General features: G+C 73.3%; 15 protein-coding genes. 6 read left to right on the top strand and 9 right to left on the bottom strand.

The annotated features are described in order from the left end of the window. Positions 1 to 91: 91 nt before the first annotated feature. Together LTT61_RS12620 and LTT61_RS12615 are read right to left on the bottom strand one after the other, a co-directional pair. Positions 92 to 346 (bottom strand): WhiB family transcriptional regulator, encoded by a 255-nt coding sequence (locus LTT61_RS12620; RefSeq protein WP_067659745.1) that lies wholly within the window; start codon positions 344 to 346, stop codon positions 92 to 94. Positions 347 to 592: 246 nt separating this feature from the next. Further along, a complete protein-coding gene (locus tag LTT61_RS12615; RefSeq protein ID WP_233020125.1) occupies positions 593 to 1,546 on the bottom strand; it encodes a diacylglycerol/lipid kinase family protein in 954 nt (317 codons plus the stop codon). 63 nt (positions 1,547 to 1,609) lie between these two features. Between LTT61_RS12615 and LTT61_RS12610 the strand changes: the two genes are divergently transcribed. Beyond that, complete coding sequence (locus LTT61_RS12610) at positions 1,610 to 2,044, top strand: hypothetical protein (RefSeq protein WP_233020124.1); 435 nt, start codon at positions 1,610 to 1,612, stop codon at positions 2,042 to 2,044. Position 2,045: 1 nt separating this feature from the next. Here the strand turns inward: LTT61_RS12610 and LTT61_RS12605 are convergent, their stop codons facing one another. The 5 genes from LTT61_RS12605 to LTT61_RS12585 all read right to left on the bottom strand — a co-directional run bounded on the left by LTT61_RS12605 (position 2,046) and on the right by LTT61_RS12585 (position 7,046). Continuing rightward, the gene (locus LTT61_RS12605; protein ID WP_233020123.1) at positions 2,046 to 2,714 is read right to left on the bottom strand and encodes an endonuclease V; all 669 of its coding nucleotides are present in this window, start codon (positions 2,712 to 2,714) and stop codon (positions 2,046 to 2,048) included. Beyond that, complete coding sequence (locus LTT61_RS12600; protein WP_233020122.1) at positions 2,714 to 3,199, bottom strand: GNAT family N-acetyltransferase; 486 nt, start codon at positions 3,197 to 3,199, stop codon at positions 2,714 to 2,716. Before LTT61_RS12600 ends, LTT61_RS12605 begins: the two co-directional genes overlap by 1 nt. Continuing rightward, on the bottom strand, positions 3,196 to 3,816 hold the full coding sequence (locus LTT61_RS12595) for an acid phosphatase (RefSeq protein WP_233020121.1): 621 nt from the start codon (positions 3,814 to 3,816) through the stop codon (positions 3,196 to 3,198). Before LTT61_RS12595 ends, LTT61_RS12600 begins: the two co-directional genes overlap by 4 nt. Positions 3,817 to 3,840: 24 nt before the next feature. Continuing rightward, complete coding sequence (locus LTT61_RS12590) at positions 3,841 to 5,070, bottom strand: hypothetical protein (RefSeq protein ID WP_233020120.1); 1,230 nt, start codon at positions 5,068 to 5,070, stop codon at positions 3,841 to 3,843. A 119-nt stretch (positions 5,071 to 5,189) separates the two neighbouring features. After that, positions 5,190 to 7,046 (bottom strand): DEAD/DEAH box helicase, encoded by a 1,857-nt coding sequence (locus LTT61_RS12585; RefSeq protein WP_420094776.1) that lies wholly within the window; start codon positions 7,044 to 7,046, stop codon positions 5,190 to 5,192. 344 nt (positions 7,047 to 7,390) lie between these two features. On the opposite strand from LTT61_RS12585, the gene LTT61_RS12580 reads away from it, so the two are divergent. The 3 genes from LTT61_RS12580 to LTT61_RS12570 all read left to right on the top strand — a co-directional run bounded on the left by LTT61_RS12580 (position 7,391) and on the right by LTT61_RS12570 (position 10,104). Continuing rightward, the gene (locus LTT61_RS12580; RefSeq protein ID WP_233020119.1) at positions 7,391 to 8,248 is read left to right on the top strand and encodes an SCO6745 family protein; all 858 of its coding nucleotides are present in this window, start codon (positions 7,391 to 7,393) and stop codon (positions 8,246 to 8,248) included. 69 nt (positions 8,249 to 8,317) lie between these two features. Further along, positions 8,318 to 9,397 (top strand): alpha/beta fold hydrolase, encoded by a 1,080-nt coding sequence (locus LTT61_RS12575; protein ID WP_233020118.1) that lies wholly within the window; start codon positions 8,318 to 8,320, stop codon positions 9,395 to 9,397. A 17-nt stretch (positions 9,398 to 9,414) separates the two neighbouring features. Further along, positions 9,415 to 10,104: a ferritin-like fold-containing protein gene (locus tag LTT61_RS12570; protein ID WP_233020117.1), complete on the top strand. Its 690-nt coding sequence runs from the start codon at positions 9,415 to 9,417 to the stop codon at positions 10,102 to 10,104. Positions 10,105 to 10,113: 9 nt separating this feature from the next. Here the strand turns inward: LTT61_RS12570 and LTT61_RS12565 are convergent, their stop codons facing one another. Next, positions 10,114 to 10,947, bottom strand: a complete 834-nt coding sequence (locus LTT61_RS12565) for a helix-turn-helix domain-containing protein (protein ID WP_233020116.1) — start codon at positions 10,945 to 10,947, stop codon at positions 10,114 to 10,116. Between the two features lie 100 nt (positions 10,948 to 11,047). On the opposite strand from LTT61_RS12565, the gene LTT61_RS12560 reads away from it, so the two are divergent. Both LTT61_RS12560 and LTT61_RS12555 read left to right on the top strand, forming a co-directional pair. Further along, the gene (locus LTT61_RS12560; RefSeq protein ID WP_233020115.1) at positions 11,048 to 11,587 is read left to right on the top strand and encodes a YceI family protein; all 540 of its coding nucleotides are present in this window, start codon (positions 11,048 to 11,050) and stop codon (positions 11,585 to 11,587) included. 122 nt (positions 11,588 to 11,709) lie between these two features. Beyond that, complete coding sequence (locus LTT61_RS12555) at positions 11,710 to 11,937, top strand: DUF3107 domain-containing protein (RefSeq protein WP_233020114.1); 228 nt, start codon at positions 11,710 to 11,712, stop codon at positions 11,935 to 11,937. Between the two features lie 56 nt (positions 11,938 to 11,993). On the opposite strand, the gene LTT61_RS12550 is transcribed toward LTT61_RS12555, so the two are convergent. Further along, complete coding sequence (locus tag LTT61_RS12550; protein ID WP_233020113.1) at positions 11,994 to 12,686, bottom strand: TetR/AcrR family transcriptional regulator; 693 nt, start codon at positions 12,684 to 12,686, stop codon at positions 11,994 to 11,996. Positions 12,687 to 12,795 lie beyond the last annotated feature (109 nt).

The raw sequence follows: 12,795 nt of genomic DNA, 5'->3' as shown, positions 1-12,795 counted from the left end.
CCGGAAGCAGAGAAGCCCGGCACCACGGGGGTGCCGGGCCGGGTGGCATCCGCCGAGCCGGGCTGGGCTCGGTTTCAGCCGGTCGTCGAAACTAGACGACGGTGCGGGTGCGGGTGCGGGCGTTGCGACGCTTCAGCGCCCGGCGCTCGTCCTCGCTCATACCACCCCACACGCCGGCGTCCTGCCCGGACTTCAGGGCCCAGGAAAGGCAGTCGGCAGTGACAGGGCAGCGAGCGCAGACCAGCTTGGCATCGGCAATCTGCGCGAGCGCCGGACCACTGTTTCCCACCGGGAAAAACAGCTCAGGGTCCTCGTCGCGACAGATGGCATTGTGGCGCCAGTCCATTCCACTGCTCCTTGTCTGGGCGCCCCGAAAGACGCTTTGCTTTGTTGGTGATCAGTTCACTTGTGCGTATCGAATGTTTCCGCACGGTTGCTTGTGAATGCTTTCACGAACACCGTAGATGTCAATAGGTCCGCGGTGCACCGTGTGGAAGCTCACGCTGCGAAGGAACCCCTCAGGGATCCTGCTCGGTCCTTTGTACTCGCTATACCCGAATTGTGCAGCCCAACCGGGCGGGTTCGGCCGGGATCACACCGGGGGGAGGGGTGGCGGGGCGATGACGCCGAGCATGTCCGGCACCGCGGTGAACTCCACCGCGGTGCGCTTCCCGAGGTAGTCGCCATCGATTTGCAGGCCGATCGGCTCGCGCGCCTCGACTCGAACCGACTTCACGTCGTCGTCCCGGAAAAGGTTGCGTGACTTGGGGTTTCCCGCCGGTCGGAGGAGCTGCCCGGCGAGCAGGATGGTGGGTACGACGGCGGTGGTGCGGACCGCGAAGAGCCCGAGCCCGGTCTCGAACCTGGTGCCCGGGTTGGTGTGCACGGGGGTGCTCTCCAGGTAGGTCCACGGTGTGGTGTTGGTGACGAAGGCGTAATGCACATCATCGATCGGTCCGTGGCCGGGGATGTGCAACCGGACCCTCGGTTCCCGGCCCTTCGCCCGGAAGAACTCGCGAACCGTGGTACGGACGTACCGCGCCGGCGTCGCGGCCCGGCCCCGCGCCCGGCTCGCGTCGATCGCCGCGCAGACGTCGGCGTCCAGCCCGACGCCCGCGCTGAAGGTGAACCAGCGGTCCTCGGCGAGGCCGAGCCCGATCCTGCGGTCCGAGCCGGTGCCGAGCAACCCGATGAGCTGGTTGGTAGCTGTCACCGGGTCCGGGGAGATGCCGAGCGCGCGGGCGAAGACGTTGGCCGAGCCGCCCGGGATCACGCCGAGCCGGGGCAGCCAGGCCTCGCCGTCGTCCACCGCGGGCAGCGGAAGGAAGCCGTTGATGGTCTCGTTGACGGTGCCGTCGCCGCCGTGCACGACGATCAGGTCCATCTCGTTCGTCGACGCCCACTGCGCCAGCTCGGCCGCGTGGCCGCGGTGCTGGGTGTGCGCGACGGTCAGCTGGGTTCGGCTCTCCAGTGCGTGCGCCAGCAGATCGCGGGTCGCGGCGGTGGTGGAGGTGGCGTTGGGGTTGACGATGAGCAGCGTCCGCACACCGGAAGCCTAGTTGGCGGAGTACGCCGGTGCCGCCGGGGCGGCCATCGCTAGGCTGGGCGGGTGGTCGAGAGCGACGAGGACGAGGTGCCCGGTGCGCGCGCCGCGACGCCGAACTCGGTGCGCGGCGCCGGTGCCCTGGTGGCGCTGCAGGGCGCGGTAGCGGTGGTGGTGGTGGTCGTGCTGGTCGTGCGCGGCCTGCGGGGGCACGACCAGAGCCAGGCCAGCGGGTACGGCACCGCGGCCTGGTTCGGCATCCTCGGCGGCGCGGTGCTCGCCGCCGGGATCGCGCTGCTGGCCGGGCAGCGCTGGGGCCGGGCCATCGCGGTGATCGCGCAGGTCCTGCTGCTCCCGGTGACCTGGTCGCTGCTCACCGATTCGCACCAGCCGCTGCTCGGCGCGGTACTCGGCGTGATCGTCGTCTCCGCCCTCGTCCTGCTCTTCGCGCCGGGAACGAACCGCTGGATGGCCGCGGAGTACGGGGTCGACGCGCCCTGAGTCAGGGGCCGTCGCGCAGCGCGTCCCGGCACAGCCGGTCGGCCGCGCGGGTGGTCTCCGGCAGGCGGTAGTGCGGGGTCAGGGCGAGGACGAGGGCGCAGGCGGAGTCCGGGTCCGCCCGGTGCCCGACCGAGACGAACACCGGTTTGACGCCGTCCCGCGTGCGCAGCGCCCGGCCGACCACCTCGCCGTCGACCGTGACGTCGGCGCTCGCCCCGCGCTCCGGGCCGGGCTCGGCGTGCTCGCCCCAGGCGTTCTTGGCGACGCCGACGGTGGGCAGCCCGGTCAGCACGCCGAGGTGGCAGGCGAGGCCGAAGCGGCGCGGGTGCGCCAGCCCGTGCGCGTCGCAGACCAGCACGTCCGGCGGGGTGGGGAGCTGCTCCATGGCGCGCAGCGCGGTCGGGAGCTCGCGAAAGGCGAGCAGCCCGGGCAGGTAGGGGAAATCGGTGTGGCCGTGCGCGACGGCCGTCGCGACCGGCGTCAGGGTCGCCGCGTCGAGGACGACGACCGCGGCGGCCACCGCACCCGACTCGGTGTAGGCGGAGTCGAGCCCGGCGACGGTGCGGATGCGCGCGGGTAGCGGGGTGATCGCCACCCGGTGCCGCAGCCGCTCCTGCAGCGCGACCGCGGCGTCCGCGTCGGCGGGCAGCTCCGGTGCGGGGAGCCGCATCAGCCTCGGTCCGCGGTGGCGGCGAGCTCGGTGAGGGCGGTGCCGGCGAGGCGGTAGCCGATCCAGTCGTCCTGGGGGACGGCGCCGAGCGCGCGGTAGAACTCCAGGGACGGGGTGTTCCAGGTGAGCACGGACCAGGCCACCCGGCTGTAGCCCCGGTCGACCGCCTCGGCGGCCAGCGCGGTCAGCAGGGCCTTGCCGTGGCCGCTGCCGCGGGCATCCGGCGTGACGTAGAGATCCTCCAGGTAGATGCCGTGCACGCCGTCCCAGGTGGAGAAGTTCAGGAACCAGACGGCGCTGCCGACGACCCGCCCGTCCGGCTCCTCGGCGACGTGCGCGAAGAGCGCGGGGGCGGGGCCGAAGAGCGCGCCGTGCAGCTGCTCGACGGTGAGCCTGCACTGGTCGGCGGCCTTCTCGTACTCGGCGAGGTCGTGTACCAGCCCGACGATGGCGGGGATGTCGGAGGGGACTGCGCGGCGGATCACTCGGGGGCTCCTTCGGGTTCGGGGGTGCTGCCGACCAGGTTGTGCGCGCGCAGGGTGCGGACGTCCCGGTCGAAGCCGAGCACCGAGATCCCGCCGGTCGACATCGAGAAGCGGCGCCCCTCCAGCACCGGGAACTCGTTCCAGCGCGCGATCAGCGAGCGGGAGAAGTGGCCGTGGCCGACCAGCACCACGTCGCGCTCGGGCAGCTCGTCGAGCACCCGGCGCAGCACCGCGTCGGCCCGCGCGCTCACCTGCGCGGCCGATTCGCCGCCCGGCACGGCGCCGGTCCAGATGGTCCAGTCCGGCACGGTCTCCCTGATCTCCTCGGTGGTGCGGCCCTCGTAGTCGCCGTAGTCCCACTCGGCGAGGTTCTCGTCCACGCCGTCCGGGGTGAGCCCGGCCAGCTCGGCGGTGTGCCGCGCGCGCTGCCTCGGGCTGGTGCGGACGAGCGGGGTGCGCAGGCCGAGCCCGGCGAGGACCGGCCCCGCCGCCGCGGCCTGGCGCTCGCCGAGCGCGGTCAGCGGCAGGTCGGTGCGGCCGGTGTGTTTGCGCAGCGTCGACCACGGCGTCTCGCCGTGCCGGAGCAGTACGAGCCTGGCCTCGTCGAGTGCGGACATGGCATCCATCATGTCCCCCCGCGCTCAGCCCAGGGCGTGCACCCGGCCGTCGCGCAGCTCGAGCACCGTGTTGCCGCTCACCGCGACCGCCACCGGGCCGGTGCTCGCGCCGCGGTCGACCGGGATCCGGCCGAGCACCTCGCCGGTGATCGGGTCGAGGACGAGGATCGCGCCTGGTGCGGGCAGCAGCAGCCTGCCCGCCATGGTCGCGGGCGAGCCGATCGCCTCGGTGGCCACCCAGAGCGGGTCGAACGAGCTCACGTTCAGCGCAATCACGCTGTTGCCGGTGAAGAGCAGCGCGGCCGAGCCGACCCGGGTCAGCGTCGCCGACTCGGCGAGCGGTGCGGAGAGCTCGTGCGTGGTGACGCCGTTGCCGGTGCCGTCGAAGACCTCCAGCCGCGGCGTCACCGCGGTGCCGTCCGGGCCGGGGCCGCCGGGCAGCGCGACCAGGACGCGGTTCTCGGTCACCGCGAGCACCCTCGCCCCCGGCGCGTCCGCGCCGGGGCCGGTGAGCACCCGGGAGCCGAACTCCTCGGGCACGGTGTTGTCCTTCGGCGCCGGGTCGAGCACGGTGAGCCGGGTGGAGGCGTCGCCGGGGCAGCGCTCCAGCACCGCGAGCCGGGCGGCGGAGGAGGCCGCCGAGCGCAGCTCGCACCCGTGCCGCGGCTGGGTCTTCACGTTCACCGGGGCGTCCACGTAGCCGTACTCGAGGGTGCGCACCAGGTCCGAGCGCCAGACCTCGAGTCTGCGGTCGCCTGCGGCGAGGGTGTAGGTGCCGTCCACCGTGAGCCGGATCGCGCCGTCCAGGTAGCTGCTGCGTGCGGTGCGCCTGGCGCCGGTGTCGGCGGCGAGCATGGTCGTCTGGCTGCAGCCGCGGTCGTCGCGGTAGGTGGCGATGACGGTGCCGAACTGGGTCTCCAGGCCGCAGAGCGGGAGGTCGCGGCGGTAGTGCCAGAGCTCGGCGCCGGTGCCTGCGTCGCGGCCGGTGACGGTGCCGCCGTCGCCGGTGATCAGCACGGCGCCGGAGACCAGGACCCTGGCCGAGATCGGGTCGGGGGCCTGCCACAGCTCGCGCAGCGCGGTGGGGACCGTGCCCGCCGCGGGCGGGGGCGCCGCGGCCGTCGCCGCCGTCGCCGAATCGGTCTGCCGCGCGCCCGAGTTGACCCAGACCACCAGCGCGGCGAGCAGCACGAGCACGCCGATCCCGGCGGCGGTCAGGAGGTCGGCGCGGGTCTGCCGCTCGGGTTCGAGCACGCCCGCGAGCGTAGCGCAGGGGTTTGCCGCGCCCGGGCCTGAGCGACCCGGAGCTCGCTGCTCCGGAGACGCGAACGCCGGCGCACCGTGATCGGTGCGCCGGCGGCTCGTGGGTGAACTCAGGCTTCGGCGGTGGCCTCGGCCGGGGCGGCGGCGCCCTCGCCGGCCGGCTTGCGCCGCCTGCGGCGACGGCGGGCGGGCTTGTCGCCGGCGTCGTCGGAGTCCGCGAACTCGGCGGTGCCGTCGGCCGCGGCGTTGTCGCTGCCCGCGGCGGTGGCGTGGACCTCGGCATTGCCGTTGACCCCGGCGGTGGCGTCGACCTCGGCGGTGACGCCGCGATCCGCCGCGAGGGCGGAAGCGCCTGCCGTCACGGTGTCGGCCGCCGCGTCGTCCGCGCCGGACACCTCGCCCGCCGCATCGTCCGCACCGCGACGCCTGCGACGGCGCTTGCGCCCCGGCGCGTCGGCGGTATCGGCCGCCGCGCCGCCCTCGGCACCGTTATCGGAGACCCCTGCGCCGCCATCGGCGACCCGGGCACCATCGGCCCCGGCATCCAGCGGCTGCCCGGCCCGCGTCCGCCGCCGCGACCGATTACTGCGCGGCTCCCGCGCCGGCCGCTCGACGACGACCGCATCGTCGTCCCGCTCCACCCGCGCCTTGCGCAGCGTGCCGGTGACCCCCTCCGGAATGCCGAGCTCGGCGAAGAGGTGCGGCGAGCGCGAGTAGGTCTCGACCGGCTCCGGCATGCCGAGCCCGAGCGCCTTGTCGATCGCGGCCCAGCGGTTCAGCTCGTCCCAGTCGATGAGCGTGACGGCGACGCCGGTGCGCCCGGCCCGGCCGGTGCGGCCGATCCGGTGCACGTAGGTCTTCTCGTCCTCCGGGCACTGGTAGTTGACGACGTGCGTGACGTCGTCGATGTCGATGCCGCGCGCCGCGACGTCGGTGGCGACGAGCACGTCGATCTTCCCGCTGCGGAACCGGTCCAGCGCCTTCTCCCTGGCGACCTGCCCGAGGTCGCCGTGCACCGCGCCGACCGCGAAGCCGCGCTCGGCCAGGTCGTCGGCGACCTTCTGCGCGGTGCGCTTGGTCCGGGTGAAGACCATGGTGGCGCCGCGGGTCTCCGCCTGCAGGATCCGCGCGACCAGCTCCGCCTTGTCCAGCGCGTGCGCCCGGTAGACGAACTGCGCGGTGCGCTCGTGGATCGCGGAGTCGTGCGGCTCCTCGGCCCTGATGTGCGTCGGCCGGGAGAGGAAGGTGCGGGCCAGCGTGATGATCGGGCCGGGCATGGTGGCCGAGAAGAGCATGGTCTGCCGCTTCTCCGGGACCATGGTCAGGATCCGCTCGATGTCGGGCAGGAAGCCGAGGTCGAGCATCTCGTCGGCCTCGTCCAGCACCAGCACCCCGACCTTGCCGAGGATCAGGTGCTGCTGGTCGGCCAGGTCCTGCAGCCGGCCGGGGGTGCCGACCACCACGTCGACGCCCGCGCGCAGCGCGGCGATCTGCGTGTCGTACGGGCGGCCGCCGTAGATCGAGGTGACCTTCAGCGGGCCCTGGTGGTTGCGCAGGTACTTGCTCGCGTTCTCCAGGTCCTGGGTGACCTGGATGCACAGCTCCCTGGTCGGCACGATGACCAGTGCCCGCGGGGTGCCGTCCAGCGGCGCGGTGCCGTCGGCGCCGGCGATCCGGTGCAGCAGCGGAACGCCGAATCCGTAGGTCTTGCCCATTCCGGTGCGGGCCTGGCCGATCAGGTCCTCACCCGCGAGCGCCAGCGGCAGGGTGAGTTCCTGAATGGCGAAAGTACGTTCGATTCCCCGCTCGTCGAGCGCGCGGACGATTTCGTCGCGCACGCCCAATTCGGCGAATGTGGGAGCAGTGTGGGTCGCGTCCAGTTCGGCGGTCAGCAGCGTCTCCGCCAGCCCCGGTTCCTGTTCGACAGTGATCTTGCTCAGGTTCGTGCCTTTCCTCGTCGATCGCATCAGCGCGCACGAGGTGTGGGGGCCGGTGGCCCGCGACGACCACGTTTCTCCTCGGACGACACCCGCTCGGCTCGCTTCCGGACGGTCGGGGCAGGCAGCCCCTCGCGGGGCCCGCTCGCAGGATCGTCGGCGCGGCGCGGCAGTGCCGCGGATTCGGTGCGCGCACATTTCCCGGCAACGGAGTCCCGAGATCGGGCGCGTTTCCCCGGGTCGATTACCCGGCAAACTTCCGTTGTCCGCAATGATTGTAGCGTGCTATTGTTCCGCGCTCGGAATGCCGGGTTCGCACAATTGCGTCCGCCCGGCCGTTTGTCCTCGGTGAACGCCCACGTACGCTGCCGCGCATGGCAATTCATCCGGCCCGTCGAATCTGGACCACGCTCGAGCCGCTGCACGATGTGGTGTATTTCGGGGCCGGGGTCAAGGAGGCCGGTACCGCCGTCGGGCTGCGCGGGTACTGGCAGACCTACTTCGCCTTCCGGGCCGCGCCGCTCGGCGCCGTCGGGCCTGCCGCGGTGCTCGCCACCTTCGCCGGATTCCACCGTTCCATGGTCACCACGGCACTTCCGGACGCCTGGGCCCGCGCGACCCCCGATGCCTGCCTGACCGCCCGCTCCGCGATCGCCACCGAGCTGCTCCGCGGCGCGGGCGCCGGTGCGGCCGAGTGCGCCCGCGCGGTCGAGCTGCTCGCGCCGGTGCAGCGCGCCGCCGACCCCACCGGCCGCCCGCTCTTCGCCGCCAACGCGGCGCTGCCGCTCCCCGCCGACCCGGTCGCCGCGCTCTGGCAGCTGGCGACGGCGCTGCGCGAGCACCGCGGCGACGGGCACGTCGCCGCCCTGGTCGGGGCCGGTGTCACCGGTCGGCAGGCGCTGGTGCTGCAGGCGGCGGCGGGCAAGACGCCGGTCTCGGTGATCCGGCCCGCGCGCGGGGTCTCCGAGCGGGAGTGGGCGGACGCGGTGGACGAGCTGCGCGCCGCCGGGCTGGTCGCCGGCGAGCCGGACGGTCCGACGCTCACCGGCAGCGGCTCCGCGCTGCTACAGCGGGTCGAGCGGGTGACCGACGAGGCGGCCTGGAACGGCGCGCTCGCCGCGCTGCCGAGCGACGCCGCCACCGAGCTCACCACCTCGCTGGCGCCGCTGGTCGACGCGGTGCAGCGGGAGATCGTCCCCGCGGTGAGCCCGGTCGGGCTGCGGCGGGAGTGACGGCGTGGTCCTCGTCACGAAATCGAGTTACCCGGTACCGGCGGTACCGTGATGTGCGAGATTGATGCGGTGAGCATCGTCGCCGCTGTTTCCCGCGCCGCCCGCAACGCGCTGGCGCTGACCCCGCTCGGCTCCGGCGTCGGAGCGTCGGAGCCGATGCCGTCCGACGTGCTGTGTGCCGAGCCGCAGCTGACCCTGCGCCGCTACCACCACCGTGGCCCCGCCGACGCCCCCGCGGTGCTGCTGGTCCCGCCGCTGGCCGCCCCCGCGAGCTGCTTCGACCTGCGGCCGGGGCAGAGCGTGGTCGAGTTCCTGCGCGGCTCCGGCCGGGCGCCGTACCTGGTCGACTACGGGCCGGTGGGGTACGCGGACCGGCGGCTGGGGCTGGCGGACTGGATCGACCGCATCCTGCCGGAGTCGGTGCTGCGCACCTCCGCGGATCGCGGCGGCGCCCCGGTCGACCTGGTCTGCTGGTCGCTCGGCGGCACGCTCGCGCTGCTCACCGCGGCCGCGCACCCGGAGCTGCCGATCCGCTCGGTCACCGCGGTCGGCTCGCCGCTCGACTACCGCGGGATGCTCGGCGTGCCGCAGCTGCGGCTGCTGGCGGCGCCGACCGGCGGGCAGCTCACCTCGGCCGCGATCCGGGCCGCGGGCGGCGTGCCCGCGCCGCTGACCAGGCTCTCCTACCGCCTCTCCGCCTGGGACCGCGAGCTCACCCGGCCGTTCTTCCTCGCGCGCAACCTGGCGAACACCGACGCGCTGGCCAAGATGCAGACCATCGACCGGTTCCTGGCCGACATGGCCGGCTACCCCGGCCGCTTCATGGACCAGGTCTGGCAGCGCTTCGTGCTGGCAGGCGACCTCGAGTCCGGCGTGCTCCGGCTCGGCGCGCGCCGGATCGCGCTGGCCGAGGTCGCCGCGGCGGTGCTGCTCGTCGGCGGCCCGCGCGACGCCATCACCCCGGCCGGCGCGGTGCAGACCGGGCTGCGCACCCTGACCGGCGCCCGCGCGGTGCGGTACGAGACCGCGCCCGGCAGCCACCTCGGCATCCTGACCGGCCCCGACGCCGCCCACTCCACCTGGACCTACCTGGACAAATTCCTCACCGAACAGGTCGAGGTGGCCGGTGGGGTAGCGCCGGTCCGGTAGCGGGCTACCCTGTGCGCATGGGAGTCGAGTCGCCTGCTGCCGACGTGTCCTCGTCCGAGCCGGCCGTGCCCGCGGAGCACCCCGGGGTGAACGATCTCTTCGCGGTCCTCGCCTACGGCGAGATCTCCGCCTTCTACCGGCTGGCCCAGGAGGCCGCGCTCTCGCCGACGCTGTCGGGCAAGGTGCTCGCGGCGAAGATGGCGGCGGCCGAGATGGGGCACTTCGGCACGTTGCAGACCGCGCTCGCCGAACGCGGCGTCGACGTCTACGCGGCGATGGCCCCCTTCATCCGCGCGCTCGACGACTACCACGCCTCCACCGACCCGTCGACCTGGCTGGAGTCGATGGTCAAGTTCTACGTCGGCGACGGGATCGCCGCGGACTTCTACACCGAGATCGCGGGCTCGCTGCCCATCGAGGTCGGCGCCGTGGTGCGCGACGTGCTCGCCGAGACCGGGCACTCCCAGTTCGTCGTCGACGAGGTGCGGAACGCGGTGCGGGAGAACGGGTCCGAGCGCGACCGGCTCACGCTCTGGGGGCGCAGGCTGCTCGGCGAGGCGATCACCCAGGCGCAGTACGTGATGGCGCAGCGGGACGATCTCACCGAGCTGGTGCTCAGCGCCACCGGCGACCTGAACGGCATGGCGAAGTTGATCGAGCGCATGCAGGCCGGGCACGCTGCGCGGATGTCCGCCCTCGGCCTCTGATCCCGGTTGCTACTCGTTGGCCGCGCGGTCGCCGCGCACCAGCCGGAGCCCCTGTCCGCGGGCGAGCTCGCGATCGGGTAGCCACACCACGACGGTGTGGTCCCGCTGCGTCTCCAGCAGCTCGGTGGTGATCGTGACGGCGCCGTGCACCGGGTGCTCCAGCCGCAGCGGCGTCGGGGCGGGCTCGGCGGCCAGCCGCGGCTGCCAGCGCTGCGCGAACTCCGGGATCCGCCGCAGGTCGTCGATGATCTCGCGCAGCTCCCGGTCGGTCGGCCAGCGGGTGCTCGCCCGGTAGAGCATGGCGGTGAAGGACTCGGCGACGGCGGCCCGGTTGTGCAGCACTCGGCGCGCGGCCTCGTGCCGGAAGACCCAGTACGCGAGGTCGCCGGGGTGGTCCAGCAGGCCGAGCGGCTCGGCGAACTCCGTCCAGGCCCGGTTGCCGGTGCGCACGGTGAGGCCGCGGCCGAGCACGAAGGCGGGGGTCGGGTCGAGCGCGCGGACGATGGCCTCGACACTCTCCGGGACCACCCGCGCCGCGGTGCCTGCACCCGGGCAGCGCTCCTCGCGGCCCGCGGTGAGCGCGAGCAGCCCGATGTGGCGCCGCTGCGCGTCGTCCAGCAGCAGCGCGTCGGCCAGCGCGTCCACCACCGCGATCGACGGGTTCATGTCCCTGCCCTGCTCCAGCCGGGCCAGGTAGTCCACGCTCACCCCGGCACGCACGGCGACCTCCTCGCGGCGCAGCCCCGGTGTCCGGCGGCGGCCTGCGCCGGGCAGCCCGACGTCGGCGGGGCGCAGCTCGGCCCTGCGCGCGACGAGGAACTCGGCGAACCTGTTGCCTGACATCGCTCCATGATGCCGAATCCGAGGAGCGCCAGCCTCGCCCTGTCGGTGCCAGGATAACCGCGGCCTTGGTACCCCCGCCGGGTACGGGCACCGTGGAACCATGACCACGAGCACGAACGACACCCTGCTGAAGCCCGGCGCCTGGACCCTCGACGCCCATCACTCCTCGGTCGGTTTCACCGTCCGGCACCTCGGCATCGCCAAGGTGCGCGGCCGGTTCACCAGCTTCGAGACCGAGTTCGCCGTCGACGAGGCCGGGCTCGCCACCCTCGGCGCGAGCATCCAGCTCGACTCCTTCGACACCGGCAACCCCGGCCGCGACGAGCACGTGCGCGCCGCCGACTTCCTCGACGTCGCCAACCGCCCGACCCTCACCTTCCGCGCCGCCGCGCCGGTGCGGATCGCCGAGACCTTCACCGTCGAGGGCGAGGCCACGCTCGGCGACAAGAGCACCCCGCTGACGCTGGAGGTGGAGTGGGGCGGTCTCCAGCAGTTCCCCGGCGACGAGAAGCTGCACGCCGGCTTCTCCGCCACCGGCAGCATCGACCGCACCGCGCTCGGCGTCGGCGCGCCCGCTCCCGGTTTCCTGAGCAGCGCGGTCAAGATCGAGCTGGAGATCCAGCTGGTGGAGCCGGCCTGAGCTGTGCGCCTGCCGTGGTGAAGCCGCGTTTCGCGCAGAGCGAAGCGTCCGCGCGAGGTGCCCGTCGCGTGCTCGACTAGCCTGGGACCGACAGCACAGGACTCTAGGTTCGGAGGTTGGCCGTGGAGGTCAAGATCGGTATTTCGGATAGCCCGCGGGAGCTCGTGATCGCCAGCTCGCAGACCCCGGCCGAGGTCGAGTCCCTGGTCAGCGGCGCGCTCGCCGGCGAGAACGGGGTGCTGTCGCTGACCGACGAGAAGGGCCGCAAGTACCTGATCCAGGCCGCGAAGGTGGCCTACGTCGAGATCGGCGCCTCCGCCGCGGGCCGGGTCGGCTTCGCCGCCGTCTGAACCCAACCGACGACGAGGGCCCCGCACCGATTCGGTGCGGGGCCCTCGTCGTCGGGTCAGGGCCGCTCGAGCGGGTGCTGCAGCGGGATGTGCGAGAGGCCGCCCCAGGCCAGCGCGACGGTGGTGTCCACCGCCTCCTCCTTGGGGATCGGGCGATCCGCCTCCAACCAGTACCGCGCGGTGAACTGGCTGGCGCCGACCAGCCCGACCGCGAGGATGCGGGCCCGGTACGGGTCCAGCCCGGAGTCGTGCGCCACCACGTCGAAGACGGCGTCGACGCAGGCCTCGGTGGCCTGCTCGACCCGGCGCTGCACCTGCGGCTCGCTGGTGAGGTCGGATTCGAAGACCAGCCGGAAGCCCTGCTGCTCGTTGTCGACGAAGTCGTAGTACGCCTGGACGGCGGCGCGCACGCGCTGCCGGTTGTCGGTGGTCGAGCGCAGCGCCTGGCGCACGCTGGAGACCAGCATGTCGACGTAGTTCTGCAGCACGGCGACGTACAGCTCGAGCTTGCTGGTGAAGTGCTGGTACAGCACCGGCTTGCTCACTCCTGCGCACTGCGAGATCTCGTCCATCCCGGAGGCGTGATAGCCGCGGAGCACGAAGACCTCGCTCGCGGCCTGGAGTAGCTGCTGCCTGCGCTCGTCGCGCGGCAGCCTGGTGCCACGTTTGGTCGCGGTGGCACCGCGGTTGCCCGCGGGCTTGGGATCGGGCGACGCGTTGCGCGCCATCCGATCCACGAGGTCAGTCATTTCGGCTCTCCCAGTCGACGCCCCGGCAAGAGTGGGGGGTTTGCACCGGGTATCCCAAGCACGATACCAATTGTCGGGCGCCGCCCGTGCCCGGCCGTGATTACCGGCC

The organism is Nocardia asteroides (genome assembly GCF_021183625.1).
Taxonomy (GTDB): Bacteria; Actinomycetota; Actinomycetes; order Mycobacteriales; family Mycobacteriaceae; genus Nocardia; species Nocardia asteroides_A.
The sequence above is the reverse complement of the archived record's forward strand: the minus strand, read 5'-3'. Positions and strand labels throughout refer to the sequence as shown.